Source organism: Colwellia sp. KS18-150 (assembly GCF_057551365.1).
Genome location: NZ_BAAJMC010000015.1, coordinates 19,822 through 39,454, shown reverse-complemented (window position 1 = coordinate 39,454; position 19,633 = coordinate 19,822). Strand labels below are relative to the sequence as shown.

16 protein-coding genes and 1 tRNA gene are annotated in these 19,633 nt (G+C 37.4%); 6 read left to right on the top strand and 11 right to left on the bottom strand.

Annotation, left to right across the window (positions count from 1 at the left end; translation table 11 throughout):
- Positions 1 to 87: 87 nt before the first annotated feature.
- Positions 88 to 2,346, bottom strand: a complete 2,259-nt coding sequence (locus AC27IF_RS15165; protein ID WP_487055181.1) for a S9 family peptidase — start codon at positions 2,344 to 2,346, stop codon at positions 88 to 90.
- Positions 2,347 to 2,411: 65 nt separating this feature from the next.
- Entirely contained in the window at positions 2,412 to 3,782 is a 1,371-nt protein-coding gene (gene radA, locus AC27IF_RS15160) for a DNA repair protein RadA (RefSeq protein WP_487055180.1), read from the bottom strand.
- Between the two features lie 148 nt (positions 3,783 to 3,930).
- Between radA and AC27IF_RS15155 the strand changes: the two genes are divergently transcribed.
- Positions 3,931 to 6,375 (top strand): PilZ domain-containing protein, encoded by a 2,445-nt coding sequence (locus tag AC27IF_RS15155; RefSeq protein ID WP_487055179.1) that lies wholly within the window; start codon positions 3,931 to 3,933, stop codon positions 6,373 to 6,375.
- 109 nt (positions 6,376 to 6,484) lie between these two features.
- Here the strand turns inward: AC27IF_RS15155 and serB are convergent, their stop codons facing one another.
- Positions 6,485 to 7,486 (bottom strand): phosphoserine phosphatase SerB, encoded by a 1,002-nt coding sequence (gene serB / locus AC27IF_RS15150; protein WP_487055178.1) that lies wholly within the window; start codon positions 7,484 to 7,486, stop codon positions 6,485 to 6,487.
- A gap of 44 nt (positions 7,487 to 7,530) precedes the next feature.
- Between serB and AC27IF_RS15145 the strand changes: the two genes are divergently transcribed.
- Together AC27IF_RS15145 and AC27IF_RS15140 are read left to right on the top strand one after the other, a co-directional pair.
- On the top strand, positions 7,531 to 8,193 hold the full coding sequence (locus AC27IF_RS15145; RefSeq protein ID WP_487055177.1) for an AhpA/YtjB family protein: 663 nt from the start codon (positions 7,531 to 7,533) through the stop codon (positions 8,191 to 8,193).
- 424 nt (positions 8,194 to 8,617) lie between these two features.
- Complete coding sequence (locus AC27IF_RS15140; RefSeq protein WP_487055176.1) at positions 8,618 to 9,292, top strand: PEP-CTERM sorting domain-containing protein; 675 nt, start codon at positions 8,618 to 8,620, stop codon at positions 9,290 to 9,292.
- 151 nt (positions 9,293 to 9,443) lie between these two features.
- On the opposite strand, the gene AC27IF_RS15135 is transcribed toward AC27IF_RS15140, so the two are convergent.
- The 4 genes from AC27IF_RS15135 to AC27IF_RS15120 form a co-directional block, all read right to left on the bottom strand.
- Entirely contained in the window at positions 9,444 to 10,316 is an 873-nt protein-coding gene (locus AC27IF_RS15135) for a TatD family hydrolase (RefSeq protein WP_487055175.1), read from the bottom strand.
- 22 nt (positions 10,317 to 10,338) lie between these two features.
- On the bottom strand, positions 10,339 to 12,102 hold the full coding sequence (argS, locus tag AC27IF_RS15130) for an arginine--tRNA ligase (RefSeq protein ID WP_487055174.1): 1,764 nt from the start codon (positions 12,100 to 12,102) through the stop codon (positions 10,339 to 10,341).
- A gap of 332 nt (positions 12,103 to 12,434) precedes the next feature.
- Positions 12,435 to 14,015, bottom strand: a complete 1,581-nt coding sequence (gene prfC / locus AC27IF_RS15125) for a peptide chain release factor 3 (protein ID WP_487055173.1) — start codon at positions 14,013 to 14,015, stop codon at positions 12,435 to 12,437.
- A gap of 127 nt (positions 14,016 to 14,142) precedes the next feature.
- Positions 14,143 to 14,388: a hypothetical protein gene (locus AC27IF_RS15120; protein WP_487055172.1), complete on the bottom strand. Its 246-nt coding sequence runs from the start codon at positions 14,386 to 14,388 to the stop codon at positions 14,143 to 14,145.
- 418 nt (positions 14,389 to 14,806) lie between these two features.
- On the opposite strand from AC27IF_RS15120, the gene AC27IF_RS15115 reads away from it, so the two are divergent.
- The 3 genes from AC27IF_RS15115 (at position 14,807) to AC27IF_RS15105 (ending at position 16,481) form a co-directional block, all read left to right on the top strand.
- Positions 14,807 to 15,679 carry a LysR family transcriptional regulator gene (locus AC27IF_RS15115; protein ID WP_487055232.1) on the top strand — a complete coding sequence of 291 codons (873 nt, stop codon included), beginning with the start codon at positions 14,807 to 14,809 and terminating at the stop codon, positions 15,677 to 15,679.
- Between the two features lie 136 nt (positions 15,680 to 15,815).
- On the top strand, positions 15,816 to 16,331 hold the full coding sequence (locus tag AC27IF_RS15110; RefSeq protein WP_487055171.1) for a hypothetical protein: 516 nt from the start codon (positions 15,816 to 15,818) through the stop codon (positions 16,329 to 16,331).
- Positions 16,332 to 16,355: 24 nt separating this feature from the next.
- Positions 16,356 to 16,481 carry a hypothetical protein gene (locus AC27IF_RS15105; RefSeq protein ID WP_487055170.1) on the top strand — a complete coding sequence of 42 codons (126 nt, stop codon included), beginning with the start codon at positions 16,356 to 16,358 and terminating at the stop codon, positions 16,479 to 16,481.
- 108 nt (positions 16,482 to 16,589) lie between these two features.
- Here AC27IF_RS15105 and rimI read toward each other — a convergent pair whose 3' ends face one another.
- The 4 genes from rimI to aceK form a co-directional block, all read right to left on the bottom strand.
- The gene (rimI, locus tag AC27IF_RS15100; RefSeq protein WP_487055169.1) at positions 16,590 to 17,060 is read right to left on the bottom strand and encodes a ribosomal protein S18-alanine N-acetyltransferase; all 471 of its coding nucleotides are present in this window, start codon (positions 17,058 to 17,060) and stop codon (positions 16,590 to 16,592) included.
- On the bottom strand, positions 17,057 to 17,461 hold the full coding sequence (locus AC27IF_RS15095; protein ID WP_487055168.1) for a DNA polymerase III subunit psi: 405 nt from the start codon (positions 17,459 to 17,461) through the stop codon (positions 17,057 to 17,059). The genes rimI and AC27IF_RS15095 overlap by 4 nt, the downstream gene beginning before the upstream one ends.
- A gap of 124 nt (positions 17,462 to 17,585) precedes the next feature.
- Positions 17,586 to 17,662: transfer RNA gene (locus AC27IF_RS15090), tRNA-Trp, on the bottom strand.
- A gap of 169 nt (positions 17,663 to 17,831) precedes the next feature.
- Positions 17,832 to 19,577: a bifunctional isocitrate dehydrogenase kinase/phosphatase gene (gene aceK / locus AC27IF_RS15085; protein WP_487055167.1), complete on the bottom strand. Its 1,746-nt coding sequence runs from the start codon at positions 19,575 to 19,577 to the stop codon at positions 17,832 to 17,834.
- Positions 19,578 to 19,633: the final 56 nt, after the last annotated feature.

Below are 19,633 nucleotides of genomic sequence, written 5' to 3'. Positions count from 1 at the left end.
CTGAATTAAACGGCTAAATAAAGCATAAAAAGCGACAAGTAAGGTAAATACTTGTCGCTTTTTTGTATCTACAATTTAACCTTTAGCCTACTTAAAGTGCCTATCAAAGAAGCTCATAATAGTATTATTCAAATGCACTTTAACTTTTTTACCACGCATGCTGTGTTTGCTACCTGGGTAGGTCATTAATTCAAATTGCTTATTTTTATCTTGTAGCGCTTTCATTAACTTCGTAGTGTTGGTGAAGAGTACATTATCATCTGCCATGCCGTGATAGACAAATAATGGTCCAGTTAGGCCATCAATATATGGGAAAACGCTAGATTGTTCATAACCATCAGCATTGGCTTTTGGGTGATTTAAATAACGCTCAGTATAATGAGTATCGTATAGCAACCAATCTGTTACCGGCGCACCACTGACACCTGCTTTAAAGTAGTCTCCCGCTTTAAACATCGCCATCAATGCCATGTAGCCACCATATGAGTGCCCATAGATGCCTATTCGTTCTTTATCGACAAATGACAGGGTATGAAGGTATTTTACCCCAGTAATTTGATCGTCTACTTCAACTTGGCCAAGTTTTTCATAGATAGGGAATTCAAAGGCAGTACCGCGATAATTAGAGCCGCGGTTATCCAGTTGGAACACAATATAGCCTTGTTGCAGCATGTATTGAGTAAAGTCTGCACCTTGCCAAATATTACGAACTCGTTGTGCGTGAGGACCACCATAAACATTAACAATCACAGGGTACTGTTTACCTGGTTTCATATCTTTAGGTTTATAAAGTTTATAGTAAAGCGTAGCTTCACCATCACTTGAAGTTAACGTACCAAACTTAGGTTGAATCAAGTCATCGTAGTAAGGGGCAATAGGGTGCTCTTTATCTACTTTGTTCTCTGATAACCAAGTCATGTGCTCGCCATTGGCTTTGTGAAGGCTAACTTGTTTCGGGGTTTCAATATCAGAAAAACTGTCTATATAGCTTTTGCTATCTTTACTAAAGTTGATGCTATGAAAGCCGTTTCGTTTACTCACACGTGCAACATGCTCAGGCGATTTACCATTTAGTGGTACACGATATAAATGACGCTCTAATGGCGTGTCAGCTCGGCCAGTGAAGTAGATAACTTGTTTTTCTTCATCGACATGCTTTATCGCATCAACAACCCATTGGCCTTTAGTAAGTTGATTGATGAGCTGACCTTCGTTAGTAAAGTGATATAAGTGCTTAAAGCCATCTCGCTCAGAAGCCCAAATGAATGTTTCATTATCACTTAAAAATACCAAATCATTATGTAAGTTAAGCCAATGATCTGACTTCTCGGTTAACAAGGTTTTTTGTCGGCGTTTCTTAATATTGTAGCTTTTTAGCTTTAAAGTTTTTTGATCGCGACTTTGCCATTGATAAGATAAATTTTTGCTATCTGGCAGCCACTTAACGCGCGGAATATAAATATCGCTATTGTCGCCAGTTAACTCTTCTTCAAAAGGAATAAAGCGTATTTTTTTACCCTTAATGTCGGTTACTGCTAATTTAATGGTGACATTATTTGTACCCGTTGCAGGATATCTTTGTTCAATGAGCTCTATTTTTTCAGCGTAAATTTCATTACGAATAACGACATTTACCGGTGATTCATCAACGCGTAAAAAGGCAATGTGCTTTTCATCCGGAGACCACCAATAGCCTGTCATTCTGCCCATTTCTTCTTGAGCAACAAATTCACTCATGCCATTTTTAACGTTATTCTTGCCGCCATCTTCGGTAAGTTGAGTTTCTTCACCGCTGGCAATGTTAAGCACAAATACATTTTCGCCGCGGATAAATGAAATAAAATTCCCTTTAGGTGAAAACTTCACATCTGTTTCAAATGCTTCTGTGTTGGTAAGACGTTTGGCCGTTTTAGTTGCTAAGTGATAGTAATAAATATCGCCATTAAGTGGGAATAGTAATGCGCTACCATCGCTGGAGAATTTATACTCCATGATACCAAAGCCGTATATTCGTTGGCGTTCGCGGCGAGCTTTTTCTTCGTTAGAAAGTACTTCTTCACCACTAAATAGTGCTTGTGAATCTACTAGTAATTTATTTTCTTTACTGGCTAAGTTGTATTCCCATAGGTCATAGCGATTTAAATCATTACTTTTTCCCTGTAAATAAGTCACTCGGCTACCATCTGGCGATAGTTTCAGTGATTTTGGCGTTTGCCCATTCAATGATGGAGAGCTATAAATACGGTCGATAGTAAGCTTTTCAGTACCAGTATCAGCACTGGCGTTACTCAACATCAACAAAGAGCAGCTAATGGCAACAAATGCTTTATTAAAAATATTTTTCATGGGAAATTGAGAGTTCTCTTTATTGTAATCAAATTAACGTCAAAACCAATGGGTAAGGACTCGTGTTAAATAACTTCTAGGGCATCACTGAGTTTTCTGACCCCTATTACTTCCATGCCTGGTATCTCTTGTTTGGGGACATTATTAAAAGGTACAATAGCACGTTTAAAACCATGCTTTGCGGCTTCATTGATGCGCTCTTGGCCACTAGGAACTGGGCGGATTTCACCGGATAAGCCCACTTCACCAAAAATAACCAAATCTTGTGGTAAAGCATTATCTTTAAAGCTGGAAACCAATGCAAGGATCAAGGCTAAATCAATGCTGGTTTCCGTCACTTTTACCCCGCCTACCACGTTAACAAAAACATCTTGATCGTTTAATTGCAAACCACCATGGCGATGTAAAATAGCCAAAAGCATTGATAAACGATTTTGATCGGCGCCAACAGCCACTCGACGTGGATTACCTAAGGCGGAATGATCAACAAGCGCTTGAATCTCTACCAATAAAGGGCGTGTACCTTCCCATAACACCATAACAACACTGCCTGGTGTTTGTTCTTCACTACGACTAAGAAAAATAGCTGATGGATTTTTTACTTCTTTTAGGCCTGATCCCGTCATCGCAAAAACGCCTAATTCATTCACTGCACCAAAGCGATTTTTATTGCCTCGTAATGTGCGATACCTTGAATCCGTACTACCTTCAAGCATGATTGAACAGTCAATACAGTGCTCTAATACTTTCGGACCTGCTAAAGAGCCGTCTTTAGTGACATGACCTACTAAAATAATCGCAACATGATGCTGTTTAGCAAAACGAGTTAAATAGGCGGCACTTTCTCTTACTTGTGAAACACTACCCGGCGCAGATTGTACGTCACTCATGTGCATGACTTGTATCGAGTCAATGACAATGATTTTAGGCTGTTCTTTCATGGCAATATGACAGATATTTTCAACACTCGTTTCTGAGAGCATTTTAAGTTTATCTGTAGGTAAACCTAAACGTTTAGCACGCATAGCGACTTGTTGTAATGATTCTTCACCTGTTATGTATAGTGCTGGCATTGAAGTAGCTAATGAACACATGGTTTGCAATAACAGGGTACTTTTTCCTGCACCGGGTTCACCACCAATCAAAATTGCACTACCAGGAACAATACCGCCTCCTAATACCCGATCAAACTCAGCAAATCCAGCTGAAAATCGTGGTAAATCGGCTAGGTCAATAGCGTCAAGAGTTTGAACTTTTACCTCTTCATTGAGCGCAGCTCCAGCAAAACCGGCAAAGTTTCCACCCCGTGCAGGCAGTTTCGCTTGTCTAAATTCTGAGATGGTATTCCAAGCTTTGCAGTCCGTACATTGCCCTAACCAACGTGAATACTCTGAGCCGCAGTCAGTGCAAACAAAGGCTGTGTTACTTTTTGCCATACTTTCCCTTTATTTTAAATGCCTTACTCTTGGTTATAGGCATAATTATTGCTATATTTCATAGTGTCAAATTATAATGTTTTTATGTTTTTTGTCTAAGCATTATCAAATTAAAACTGGGTTACACAAAAATTAGAACTAATAATTCATGAGTAAAGACTTTTCTAAACATCAATCTCTGTTAAATAACTTTCGCGGCAAAGTAAGTGATAGTAACTTTGATGCGAATTTTTCAGCAAAAACAAAAAATCTAGCGAAAACAGAATCCTTCTTATTGAAAATGGAATTGAAGCGTTTAGCAAGTAGTTGCACTCGTTCTATTGATTTACGTGGTTTAGTGGATGGTGATTGCAGAGTATATGAGCATCAAGGACAAAATCATTTTTTAGATGAATTAGCTATTCAAGTCTTTGAAGAAAATATTGCCCTATACGGTAGTTATACTTTTGGTGTTTATGAAGCCGTCAAGAATACCGAAAACAACTTTAGAGTTATTTATCAAAATGAAAAGGCAGGTAAATTAGCACCTTCAAGCGAACCAGTTAAAAAATTACAAGAAAAACTTCAGTACCCCGCAACTCTGTATCAGTTTAGTGATTATTTTGATCGTATTGAAGAGCGAATGAATTTTGCTATTAATTTAATCATCACGCTAGAAAATAATTTGCAAGTGCCAGCGACTAGTTCTGATCTTAGCGTTAATGGTTGTAAATTTCGTTTTACTGAGCAACTACCACTAGCAGTAGGTGACAAGGTCAATATTAAGTTCACGGGATTAGAGCAAGAGTTTCAATTTGGCACCACTGATATCTTTACTTTTGAAGTGAGAAATACCTATCAAGACGGTGATACGCAACTACTCGGTTGTCAGCGTATTGAAGCACCAGAAAAAGATCCATTCAAGCAATTTTTAATGTCATATATTCAAGGGAATAAGCGCCGCTATAAAATCAATTTAGATAATACTATTGATGCACTGCAGGCGCGTAGTTTTGAGCAATTTATTTTACCTAAACTAAATGAACTTCCTATTGTTCTAGAGCAAGAAGCTAATTACATCATCCCTCGTTATGCGTTAACTACGAATAACAATCAAGCAACTTTTCAATATTGGCAAGATGAGAAAGGACAATCAAGTCTACATTGCTTGTTAAGTGAAGAGCGTATAGCCCGTATACAAAAGTTAGCCAATACTGATAAATCATTGTTAGTCTTTAGTTTTACCCATCAACATCAAGGTAAAAGCTTTTTTTATACGCTTGACGATCAACAGTTACCGCCAAATGATGACTTTTTTGCTCAGTTTTTGACGTTCGCTTCAAGTAAAGCCTCTTTCGCTATTACTGAGCTAAATTGCTTTGAAGTCGATGATAATAAAATTTATGCACCGTTTACCCTATCAAATACACGTTCGATAAAAAGTCAATACATAAATTTACCACCTTCTGATGAAGTGAAGGCGAGTGTAGCTAAATTGCCGTACATTGTTGTGGCTATTGATATTACACACCCTGATATTATCGAACAATTTCAAGGGCTTTCTTCAGATAAGCTTGATACCACCAAACTTAAAAATTATGGCCATAAACGTCTGAAGAAACCACAGTTGGTTGATGAGTTAGGCATTACTTATAAAAATCAACGTCAAGAGCTACGCTTTATTTACAATACTGATGCTGTTGTTGAATGTGAAAAAGTAAAATGGCGAGGAAAATCTCAAGATTTCTCTGTTTCTGGATTAAAAATTAAATTAGAAAGCAGCGCTATGTTATCAATTGGAGATGTGGTTTACCTTACTTTTCCAAAGTTGCAAAAAATAACTAAAGAGTTCGATCTTAAGCAATTACCCTATGAAGTGGTGCGAATAAATAAAAAGAAAACGATTATTAATTTACGCGTACATGTTAAAGAACATCAACATATTGGTCGGGCATTCTTTAAGTTACTTATTAACAAAAATCGCAATAAATTAACGCCAGATGAATATGCGATGTTAACTCCTGGTTTGTCAGCAGCGCTACGAACTAACTATGCTAAGAACTTGCGGATCCCGACCTTAACGGTACAAACCAGTGGCAGTCGATACAAAATTGAAGTATTAACTTCTAATGATGAAGAGAATGAATTATTGCAGACGATGAAGCAATTTAGCGACCGTCAGCGATTTTACAATTTATATCCCTTGTTAACTAAATTACAGGTCAATAACTCGCTTGAGCAAAGCTTGAAGGCATTGCTAACTAATGAAGATCCCGTAACCAAGTTAATGTATGTAGCCGTTAACGAAAGTGAAACAAAGGTTGATAAAGCAATTAATGTTGCGCTTGATAGTGAGCTTAATACACCTGAATTGAAACAGTTCTTTATTAAAAGGGCGTTGAAACGCGGTCAGTTTTATTGTTTACAGCTAAAGATATCTCGTACCAATGAGCCTGATATGGAATATTTAAATGCAGAATTAAGCTATGTTAGCTCGTATGCTATTCATCGAGGTAAGCAAATAGAACAAGATATTTGGAGTGTGGTAGGGGTAATACAAGTATTTAATGTTACTCAAGAAGCCATGCTGGGCTATCGTTTAGCTACAGATTAATCATAATCAGTAGGCGGGATTTTAATCGCGCAGTTAAGTAGCTGATTTACGGTTTTACTCGTTATGTACAATTTTTATATACATAACGAGTAAACATTTAAGCAAGCAACTAAGCAAGCCAGTGCAGTAAGCAATCTAATCCTTGTTGATTGATAGCACTATCAGCTTGTGCAAGTACAATAGGTTTAGCATGAAAAGCAACCCCAAAGCTTGCTGCGGCCATCATCACTAAATCATTGGCGCCATCACCCATAGCAACTGTTTGTGACGTTGGGATGCTATATTGTTTAGCCAGTAAAGATAATGAGTCTGCTTTTACTTGCGCATCAACAACCGAGCCAAGCACTTTTCCAGTTAACGTGCCGTCAACAATTTCTAATGTATTCGCAAATGCCGCATCAAGTTGTAATAAATCTTTAAGATGATCAGCAAAGTAGGTGAAACCACCGGAAGCGATGGCGATGCGCCAATCGTGTTTTTTAAGCTCAATTATTAAGGTTTCTAAACCTGCCATTAAAGGAATGTTTCTAGCGACATCCGCTAAAATACTTTCAGGTGAGTCTTTAAGCGTAGCAACACGTTGATGTAAGCTTTGAGCAAAGTCTAACTCCCCTTGCATTGCTTGTTCGGTTACTGCTGCAACTTCTTCACCTACACCAGCTAGTTTAGCTATTTCATCAATACACTCTATTTCAATTGTAGTAGAGTCCATGTCCATCACTAATAAACCCGGTTGACTAAGTAATGGAGCATTTTCAATTAACGCTGCTTCGATACCATTAGCTAAGGCATAATCTGCGATTGATTTACGGGCAGCAATAAAATTCTCGCAGCGGACATTAAAGCGGTAACTGGTTTGGCTATTTCGATTATTTATTGCTGTTAACGCAACAAGGTGAAGATTACTTGTCGTTGTTAACGCGAGTAGCTGCTCGATTGATAAATCAGAAAATACCACTAGCTCTTGAGGTGAAAGTTCACTGCTCACTTGTTCTGCAAGGGTCAATTCATTGCCATTTAGCGAGCAATTTACAGGTAAATCAATATGAGCTTGTTGTTTATCAAAAAAAGATTCAAGCGATAAGGATAATTTATTAGTAGAAGAAGACACATTAACTCTCTATTATGAATATAAATATTCTAGGCAAATTTATTATGAAACCAGTAGAGCAGCCTTTATACCCTAAATTATCGTCAATTTATAATAAAATTCTGCAATTAGTTAGTGCTATTTTGCTTATCGTTGTTTTAATGAGTATTTGGGTGTCGAGTGTTGAAAAGAATCAGCAAGTAATAACGCAACAGTTTGAGCAAACGGCTAATCAGTTTTTGCAACAGGCCATCGCTGGTACATCGACATTACTTGAACAAAAGATCGTTAAAACCAACAAGAAATCGCGCAATGCTTTGTTGCAAGATTATTTTAACAAAATGGCTGAGGCAGACTTTGTACGAGATATTCATTTCTACGATGAAACGGGCCAACGAGTTTTGTCATCGATGCATGAAGATTATACACCTGCATCGATTAAGGCTCTTTTTGGTATTGAGCAAGCACGTAAAACCTTAGATAAAAGTGCACAATACGTCCCTTTTATTGCAGAGATCCGCAGTGAAACATTAAGAGGATACTTAAGGATAACAATTGAAAAATCGCTGTTGACCTCAGCGTTAGAGCAAGATAGTTATGACAGAGAAGGGCTTTTTAGAGTGCTGTTGATCCTCGCTGGTATTATTGGTTTTTTACTTACCAGAGGTTTAAATCGCTTTAGCCGTCAAGGGTTTAGAATTCCATCTTCAGAAAATAAAGCTATATAACGTTATTCTCTAAAGTTTTAATCGCGTGTTTCACTCTACCTGATAGATATAAATAAGTTCAAAGATGGCTATGGAGTTCAATTCTAGATGTTAACGATGAGGCTCAATTTATCGTTAACAGTATGATAAATCAAAATTCGCTTACCAATATTAAATTTCACTAACAATGAATAAAACTTCGTTAGTAAGTAAATATCATTATCATATTCCACTCGAAATACAATACCATAATAGAATCTAATTTATTACCTAAAATCAGTGTGTTGGGTTTAAAGTAATGTCAAAATATTTTACAGCTTTAAGTGTTGGGCAATTCTACAAATAACTATCGTGTTGAAATTATTAGTGTTTAGTTTGTTGGCGTGTTTTTTGCTTTTGGATTTTGGAATTAGAATAATTAATCATACGTAAAAAGGAATATTAAATGAAAAAAGTGAAGTTATTTGCTGCCGCAGTGTTTTTATTTTGTAGTACAAATGTTTTAGCAACAGTTATTGAATATAATGATCGAAACGCTTGGGAATCTAATGGTTCATTTTTACTTGAGAATTTCGATGGTCTATCAAATTTAAGCATTGCAGAGGGAGTAGAAACTGCCGTTGGTTTTAATGATATGATGAGTGTTTTATATCAAACATCAGGTGGAGTAGCGGAAACCGCAAATATAAGAAATGAAACAAATTTTCTTGGAACGGGGACTGAATTATCTCTTCAATGGGACACTACATCATCTGACAGAACAACATCGCTGGTAATAAATTTCACAACTGCAATAACTGGCTTCGGTTCTACCTGGGGTGATGACACTGGGTTTATCGGTGGGTTTGATGAAGGTAATATGTTATCAATTCTTACAGACGCTGGTGAACTATTTACGTTTGGCCAGCAATCAACGAACTTCTTTTATGGGTTTAGAGGCGCATCAGCTTTTACAGCAATGACATTGATTGGTGTTGGCCCATCCAATAACGGCTTTTTAACGCCAATATTGGATGATATCGTTATCTCAACCACTTCAATACCAGAGCCGTCTACCCTTGCTATTTTTGCTTTAGGAATGATTGGTTTAGCATCACGTCGAGCTAAGAAGCAATCTTAATTTAGTTCTAAGTCATATAAAAACATCAATTGTAATGATTGATGTTTTTGTTTCTGATGATCGCTTTGCTGGCTTATACTACAGCGGTTTTAATAGCTGACCAAGAAAGCTAACTAAATTGATGTAATGTCCTTATACTTATTACATCAGGTTAATTAATAAAAAAGACTTGCTCAACATTCCTTTCTAATTGTGTGGCAATCGTTTCTACAGATTCAGATCTTATCTCTGTTAAAGCCTGAAATATTCTTGGGATGTTTAATGGGGTATTTATCAAACCTTGCTGCCCTGAAGGTGGCATAGCAGGCGCGTCAGTTTCCAATAAAAGGCAATCTAATGGTAAACGCTTAATGGCGTTGATGGTCTTTTTTGCTCTTGGGTAGGTGATAGTGCCACCAATGCCGAGTTTAAAGCCTAAATCGACATAAGCCTTAGCTTGTTGATAGCTACCTGAAAAGGCATGTATTACACCAGCCCTTGATAAATTGTACTGCTTTAACATAGGCTGCAGGTATTGATGAGACTGACAGTGATGGACAACAACAGGTAAGTCAGACGCCTTAGCTAATTGGAGCTGCATTGCGAAGAAATCTTGTTGCAGCTTAATGTTTTCAGCTAAAGATTGCTCATTATCAGTATTCTTTTTCGCTTTAAAAACATCAATCCCACATTCGCCAACAGCGATGATTTTTTCTCTATTTTCGTGAACTAGCTTAGTTAATTGTTGCTGATGAAACGCTAGGTCAAGGTTTTTGGGGGATAACTTATCTTGAATAATGAGAAACCAAGGATGTATACCCAAACAGCAAGCAATGTCGACTTGGTTAGCAATTTCTTGTGAATGATTTGTTTGAACTTTGTGATGGGTAGTTGAGAGTGATAATACTCTCTGCCAATGTTCAGGATTTACCGCAGGGACAATAATACGGTGAATATTTTTGTCCTGACAATCTTGCAGTAATTTTGGCCGTTGTGATGAGAGCTCAGTGAAATCAAGGTGGCAATGGCTATCAGTAAATTGCATATTGCCCCCTTATTTCTAATGATTACATTCTATCCATTACTTCAATACCTAATATATCTAAACCTTGTTTTAAGGTTTTAGCAATTAAGTTACACAGTGCAAGGCGTGATGCTTTTACGTCATCGTTAGTGCCTTCTTTTAGAATAGGGCATGCTTCATAAAAACTCATGTACAAACTTGCTAATTCATAGAGGTAATTACACAGCAAGTTAGGCGTACACTCACTGATCACGGCGTCAATAACATCTTCAAGTTGCAGTAACTTTAATGCGAGTGCTTTTTCTTGCGGCTCAATAATTTGAATATCATGTGCAGCCTCAGCAACGTTACCCTTAGTACTCTCCGCTTTCATAAATATACTTTGAATACGTGAATAAGCATATTGTAAGTAAGGCGCTGTCGCTCCTTCAAAACTCAACATGGTTTTCCAGTTGAAGATATAATCACTAGTACGATTTTTAGATAAATCAGCAAACTTAACGGCGCCAATACCTACTTTTGTTGATATTTCAGCAAGGCTTTCCTCAGTGATTTCTGGGTTTTTCTCTTTAATCAACTCACTGGCTCGCACGACCGCTTCATCTAATAATTCAGCAAGCTTGATAGTACCACCGGTACGAGTTTTAAACGGCTTACCATCGTTACCCATCATCATACCAAAAGGGCAATGATCATAACCCACTTGTTCAGGCAAGAAACCGGCTTTACGGGCAACAATTTCCACTTGTTTAAAGTGTAATGCTTGGCGTGCATCGGTGAATATAATGATTCGATCCGCTTTTAGTTTGCCGCTACGATAGCGACAGGCGGATAAATCGGTAGTCGCATATAAGAAACCGCCCCCCGATTTTTGCACGATAAATACTGATGGCTCACCATCTTTATTGGCCATTTCAGGAATGAAAACGACTTTAGCTCCTTGATTTTCTTCAGCAATTTTACTTGCCATTAATTCGTTAATAACAACGGGCAAATCATCGTTGTAAGCACTTTCGCCCATGATATCAGAGCGTTGTAGCGAGACATTCAATTTGTCATAAATTTCTTCACTGTGAGCAACTGAAATATCAATAAACTGCTGCCATAATTTTCCACAACGTTCGTCACCACTTTGTAACTTAACAACGTCAGCGCGGGCTCTATCAGCAAAACCTTCTTCTTCGTCAAAGCGAACTTTCGCTTCACGGTAAAAGTTTTCTAAATCAGCAAGTGCGGTTTCAGCCACTTCATTACTGGCAAGTTTATCGCTTAAGTGCGCGATTAACATACCAAACTGCGTGCCCCAATCACCCATGTGATTTTGACGAATGACTTTATCGCCGCGAAACTCTAATGCGTGTACAACGGCATCACCAATAATGGTTGAGCGTAAGTGGCCAACATGCATTTCTTTGGCTAAATTTGGAGCACTGTAATCTACCACAACTGTTTGTGGCTTATCTTCACTGGTATCACTACGTTGGCTAACGCCACTGTGCTCATCACTTGCGATGTTATTTAATTGCTTGGCTAACCAAGTTTGACTTAAATGAATATTAATAAAGCCAGGGCCAGCAAGCTCAACCTTATCGGCAATACCGTCAAGGTTTAAGTTTTCAACCACCTTGGTGGCTAACTCACGAGGATTAGTTTTTAATTTTTTAGCCGCCCCCATAACACCATTAGCTTGATAGTCGCCGAAATTTGGACGATTCGATAAACTAATTGCAGGGTTGGTATCAGCCGGTAAACCTGCAGCCACCATGGCTTCACTAACTTTTTCAGCAAGTATTTGTTTAATATTCATTTAATAGACTCTTTTTCATTGTTATTAGGCTCAATACAGGCATCAATCGTGCTTATTGACATGCGTCAACTGTGCGCGTTTTCTTTTGTCTTAAGTCTACTAACTGCGAAAAAGAAGCTATTACGCAGTTAGTTTGTTTTTACTCTAGTTTTGTTGATTAACAAAACATCTTTAATTACTTTCTTGTTTAACTATATTCAGGTTTGGCTATCTAGTTTGTTTATTTTTCAAGGCGCTTTAGTGTTTTTATAAAGGAGCTTAGTCCGCTAAGTGACTGAATAAAAATACTTAAGCAACGCTGAAAAATGACAAATTAGGACACCAAAACCAAATTAGTGTTCACGAGTAGAGCGGAACTCTATATCTGGATGTCGCTCCTGCGCTAATGACAAATTAACCATAGTCGGGGCGATATACGTTAAATTATTGCCACCATCTAAAGCTAGGTTATCTTCAGCTTTCTTTTTAAATTGCTCTAAAGTACGCTCATCATCACAAGTACACCAGCGCGCTGTTGCGACACTTATTGGCTCATAGATGGCATCGACTTTATATTCTGTTTTTAATCGTTGTACTACCACTTCAAACTGTAACACACCAACAGCACCAACAATCATATCGTTGTTAATCAGTGGTCTAAATACTTGTACTGCACCTTCTTCAGAAAGCTGAATAAGGCCTTTTTGTAATTGCTTAGCTTTAAGTGGGTCACGCAGACGAATACGACGGAACATTTCTGGAGCAAAGTTTGGAATACCACTAAACTTCATCATTTCACCAGCAGTGAAAGTGTCACCTATTTGAATGCTACCATGGTTGTGTAAACCAATAATGTCACCGGCATAAGCTTCTTCAACGTTAGATCTATCACCGGCCATAAAGGTTACGGCATCGGCAATTTTAACGTCTTTGCCAAGGCGCACTTGCTTCATTTTCATGCCTTTTTCATATTTGCCTGAACAAATACGCATAAAGGCGATTCTATCTCTATGTTTAGGGTCCATGTTGGCTTGAATTTTAAATACAAAGCCAGAGAACTTTTCTTCTTGAGCGGTAACCTCGCGTAAATCTGTTTTACGTGGTAAAGGCTTTGGTGCCCATTGTGTTAAGCCATCAAGCATATGGTCAACACCAAAGTTACCTAATGCCGTACCAAAAAATACCGGCGTTAATTCACCTTTTAAAAACTCTTCAAGATTAAATTCATGAGAAGCACCTTGAACAAGCTCTAATTCCTCACGTAAATCATCAGCGTAACTACCGATAACTTCATCAAGCTCAGGATTATCTAAGCCTTTAATTACCCGTACTTCTTGAATTGTATGACCCAAGCCCGATTGATATAAAAAGGTTTCATTGGTCACTAGGTTATAGACACCTTTAAATTCTTTACCCATACCAATTGGCCAAGTAATAGGCGCACATTTTATTTTTAGTACATCTTCTACTTCATCCATGACTTCCATTGGGTCGCGCACATCACGATCCATTTTGTTCATAAAAGTAATGATAGGGGTGTCACGTAAACGAGTCACTTCCATCAGTTTAACCGTACGGGCTTCAACACCTTTAGCCACATCGATAACCATCAAACAAGAGTCGACCGCGGTTAATGTTCGGTAGGTATCTTCTGAGAAATCTTCATGACCTGGGGTATCTAGTAAGTTGACCAAACAATCATTGTAAGGGAATTGCATCACCGAGGTGGTAATTGAAATACCACGGTCTTTTTCCATTTCCATCCAGTCAGATTTAGCGTGCTGACCTGACTTTTTACCTTTTACTGTACCGGCTTTTTGTAAAGCTTGACCGAACAATAATACCTTTTCGGTAATTGTGGTTTTACCCGCATCGGGGTGAGAGATAATGGCGAACGTGCGACGAAGGTCGACTTGTTCCTGCTGAACTGACATGCGAGCTACCTTTTAGGCTAAGATACAAAAATAAAAAACGGCGTATTATAGCGAATTTACTAGGTGGAAGTCATTCAAAAGCGCAAGGTTTATACAGAATATCGATTAAAATTTAAAAAAACTGAATTTAGTGGAATAATTTTGCGATAAATTGTGACTCATCGCTCTCGATGATTGGCGGTGTAACTTGGTGGTGAGTGTGGTAATCAACCGTATTGTTACTATCGTATTTAGCTTTTAATAATGATAAGCAATCAGAAGTACTTAAACCGGTCAGTAATGAAATATCATTAATTGCATTGGCGATCACTTCATCGGCAACTTCATTAAATTTGCTTGTTGGGTTTTTCAATTGACTGTGTTTAAAAGACATAACATAACTCCGTAAAAACTTATCCAATAATGCGATTAACTTATTGTATAAACATATGCTTTGCTAAATAAGTCAGTTCAAGTTACCAAATGTTTTTTTGTGTTAAAGAGACAGGTGAATTTATTTAATCTATCAGGTTATTTTTTATCGTTTGTTGCTTTTGTCTAAAATGAATATCCTGATCTTGTTTTAGAAGTCTTCCCCGGTTTCTTAGCAATTAGACAAACATTATTCTTGTCAGGGCATCATGAGTGCCCTTTTTTTTTGCACCATTATTGAGCAGAAGTAAGTTATTAGTTCAGCTATTATATATAGTTTTACTTAATTTTTTCTAATGCCTTGATTTTTTATGGTATTTTTTTTGGTGTGATGATTGCTGAGGGTATATGTCTATTATTTACTTGAACCTATTATGAGTATCCAAACACCTATTCGAGGATTAAGATCCTTTTGTATTGCAGCAAAGTGTCTAAGTTTTAAGCATGCCGCTTCACAGTTATATTTAACCCCATCGGCTGTTAGCCATCAAATTAAAAGTTTAGAAGAGCAATTAGGTATCACCTTATTTAAACGACAGACACGATCAATTGAACTAACAAGTGCAGGCAAACAATTTTATAATTCTATTCAACCAATTATTGCTAATTTAGAACAAACAATTAGTGATTTTACTAATAGCCAACAAAATAAAACTATATCTATTAGTTTACCTGAGTTTTTTGCCAGCGAAATATTTGTGCCTAAATTAAGTCAATGGGCAGAATTAAATCCAAGTATTAACTTACAGTTAGAAACTATCAAAACGGCGAGCCAAGTAACGCCCAATACTGATCTTTCTATTGTTTTATCTCGTGATAAACCAAATAGCAGCGTAGTGCATGAATTATTTCCTGTTCGATATGTTCCTGCATGTAATAAAAAACTCTATAGCAAATATGCTGCCCAAGGGCTTGATGCACTTAGCTCTGTTCCTCTTATTCTACATTTGTCGCGTCCATGGGCTTGGCATCAGTGGGCTGATAAAAATGACCTTGATAATTTTGATCCTAAACAAATTATTCAATTGGATAGCATGTTCGGTGTTGCTCGAGCGGCTCAGCAAGGCATGGGGATAGCACTTATTCCCATGCCAATTAGCCGCGCTTGGTTTAGTGAGCAGCTATTAGTTAGATTATTTGAACAAGAGCTGGTGACTAATGACAAATATTATCTTTTACAGCATGAGTTTATTGAATCAGCCCCTGAGTTAACTATTTTTGCTGGCTGGGTTAAGGAAAACTTTGTAAGTTAAGGTGATTGTATTTATCACTGATAGGTTAAATTTATTCATCCGTTAGGTGTTTTTTTATCGTTTGTCGCTACGAACGTATCTCTTTAAAGTGTCATTGTCTTTAACGAAAGACTTTACTTAACTTAAGGAGAAAATAATGAAAATATTGAAAATATCTACTTCACTGATAGCTATGATAGTGGCGGCTAGCTCACTGGTGACAACGAGTGTTAATTCTATGCCTTTAAAACTAGCTGTGATAAAAGGCAGTGTTGGCAGCAATGAAATTGTTGCTGGCGAATACTTGACAGGTTTGGAAAAGCTAAGCGCAGAAAGGGAAAAAGCATTATCGACTTATGATCATGCAACGGGGGTTTGTGTCGCTAATTTCAAACTGAATAATTATGAAAAAGCGAACGCCGCTTGTAGCCAAGCAATAGATGCTTTATCGAATTTAAAGGCGAGAAGTAGCCGAAGTAAGTTTATCAAATCTATCGCATACAGTAATCGTAGTGTTGTTCGTTTTGCATCTGATGATAATGCCGGTGCCTTAGCTGATCTAAATCGCGCTTTGTCAGCCAATAACAATAATATTGTTAAAAATAATATGGCAGCATTTAAAGAACTAGAAGTAGATTATGATGATTCAGAATCATCTACATTCAGTGATTAATGTGAGTACTAAAAGGAGATTGGTATGATAAATAAATTGGTTACTATGTTGGGTAACACCAGTGATTTTATATGGCAGTTAAAGCGTTTAGATATTTCTCAATGGAATACCGAAATGAATGCTTTGGATAATCATCGACAGCAAAGGTAATTAAATGAAAAACCTAATTGATAACTAATAAGTGGTTGTTTATATTGTAAATAATCACTTATTGTTTTAATGGTTAGTGTGATGTTTTGAAGGTTTTTTACTATTAACCTATAAAGATAAGCACATAACTATCGCGTCTTCATAGCCAAAACCGCTGGCGCTTGGATAATAGCCAGTGCGACGACCGGTTTCAATAAAGCCTGCATTCATATATAACATTTGTGCGCTAATGTTCTTCGCTCGAACTTCAAGCCATATTTTTAGCGCGCCCTGAGCTTTAGCCTGTTCAATAAATTGATTTAACAGCTTTTTACCATAGCCTTTACCTTGCTCGCTCGGTATAACGCAAATATCCATTAGCGTTGCTTCGTCGATAACAAGTTCACCAATATAAAAGCCTTTGATTACCTGATGATTGTCAGTGAGTGTCTCAGTTAGTTTCTCACCAAAATATCGACCGCCAATACAAGTAGAAAAGGTTTTTCTACTCCATGGATGTGAATGGCATTGCTCTTCTATCGGCATCAGAGTATCGATATCATTTAAGGTAATAGAGGAAAAAATAGTAGATGCGGTCATGATGCTAAATGCTTAGCTAGTGTTTGCCATAGCTGTTTTTTTAAGGTTGATGATTGGGATATAGTATCAATGCTCGGACTAAATAGTTTATTTTCTATGTAGTAAATTGGCGGCTCTTGAGTACTTGATTCATGCTGAGCTACATTGTTATTACTAAAGTACCAATTAAATAGTCCAACATCGAGATGATCATTTTTCGCTTCGACTTCCCCAACGCTTAAATTTAAACAGAGCAAGATATCACTGAATAGTTGTTGCTTAATGAGCAATGCTAAGCTTTGTTGATTTTGTGCTAAATAAGTATCAGCAGTCGTTTGCTCTGTTGAGGATTGTGAGCGACTTTGCCAAAGGGATATTCCCATTTCACTGAGTTGGTCAAATTGTCTAGGAGTAATGGCCATAATGAAATGTTGAACAGTGATTATTAATATTGGGCTAATAATGACAGACTTAAGGATGATAAGAAAGCTTATGTCAGACAGTTATTTTGAGATTACTTTAAGAAAATAGAACTAGAAAGGAAAATGGCAGGGGTGGAGAGATTCGAACTCCCAACCGTCGGTTTTGGAGACCGCTGTTCTACCAATTGGAACTACACCCCTGCAACGGATTCGAATTATACTGATGCGTAGCCAAAGGTAAAGCCTTAATCGCGAATTATTCTAAAATGTTAGTTTGTTTGTCTGTTAAATAGACAAATGTCTTCGCTATTAACCGGCGCTTGTTATTGGCTTAAACCGCTAACAAGCTCCGCAAGGTATACTTTGTTGATTAATTGTTCTCTCTCATTCGACAAAACCTAAATTTGTCAGGGTAAGGGTAAACATCTTCATAAATACCATCAGCAACATTTTTCTGACATTGCTGCCAGTACTCAGCCGTTAATAAGTCCTCGTGATGGAGTTTAAATGCCTTCAAATACTTAGGGTTAGCTAAAGCAAAAGTAGCCAACTCTTCCGGGAACATATCACCAGGAGCAACTGAATACCAAGGCTCTGCGGCGTAAATTTGCTCTTCTGTTCTGGCAATCGGTTTAACTCTGAAATTAACCTCATTCATATAAGTAATTTCATCATAATCGTAGAAGATTACTCTGCCGTGACGTGTAACACCAAAATTCTTTAGTAACATATCACCAGGGAAAATATCAGCAGATATTAATTGCTTGATGGCTTGCCCGTACCCATACAGAGCATTATTTATCTCATCATCTGTCGCTTTAGCTAAATACAAGTTTAACGGTACCATTCGACGTTCTATATATAAATGCTCAATAATAAGTAACTCTTCATCGCCTTCACCTTCATAACGAATAATAGAAGGGGCAACTTTTTGTAGCTCTGCTAGCAATTCATCGTTGAATCTATTTTTGGGAAAAGCCACTTCAGAATACTCCATGGTATCCGCCATACGGCCAACCCTGTCGTGTAACTTAACTAAGTGATATTTTCCTTTCACATCTTTTTTAGTCATGTTTTTACTAGGGGAAAATTTATCTTTAATTATTTTAAATACATAGGGGTATGAGGGCAGGGTAAATACCGACATCACCATACCTTTTATCCCTGCGGCTAGCTCAAATTCATCATTACTTTGCTCAAGGTGGTTTAAAAAATCTCGATAGAATTGTGTTTTACCTTGTTTATGAAAACCGATGGATGAATATAGGTCTGCTTTGGTTTTATGTGGCATTAAGCTTTGTAAAAAGTTAACTAAAGCGTAAGGGTGTTGGCAATCAACAAAAAAGTAAGCACGCGCAAAACCAAAAACTACCGCCATATCTTCACTGTCGGTTAACAAAGCATCTATATATAAGCTGCCCTGTTCATTATTTAATACCGAAACAATAAAAGGCGTTTCACCCGCAGGGGAGATAACTCGCCCAATAAGATAAGCACCTTTATTACGGTAAAAAGTAAAGTTTAAAATATCAAACTGTAAATCTTCTAACTTAAAGCGAGTTTTGTGGGCTTTGCGGCGAAAGGCACTAATTAGTACGTCCACATCGGCTTCTAAATCAATGAAAGGCACCGTGCTTTTATGTGAATTCATGATTTCGCAAATTGTTTGCTTTAAACCTTTCTCCGCGGGTTTGTAGCTAGTATAAATTTTAGGAGTAGGTCTATCATCTAAACGTTGTGCTGTGCTTTCAACGAAAATGTAATCGTTGTGATAATACTTTCGCTCAAAAAGTCGGCAAAATACAGAGTTGTAAAAAGTCTCTGCTAATTCAGGTTGATTATGAGAGGCAAGTAATTCAATAAACTCTTTTTTTACTTGCAGCCATAATTCATCATCAAGGGTTTCAATGAAAAAGTCTTGTTTAATTATATTAAACGTTTCTTTTACTCGCTGTTCATAAAAGGTTGTTCTTGCCTTTGCGGCTTTTTGAACATCACTCCATTGGCATTGTTGAAATCGTTGCTTGGCGGATTGAGTGATTTCAATGAAAAGGTGTATATGGCGATCAAAGCCATTGATAATTGTTTTAGCGACAGAAAAAGCAAGGTTATTCATAATGACAGTCTATTATTTAATTTTCATTATCTATGAGCATACTTTAAAAATAGCGA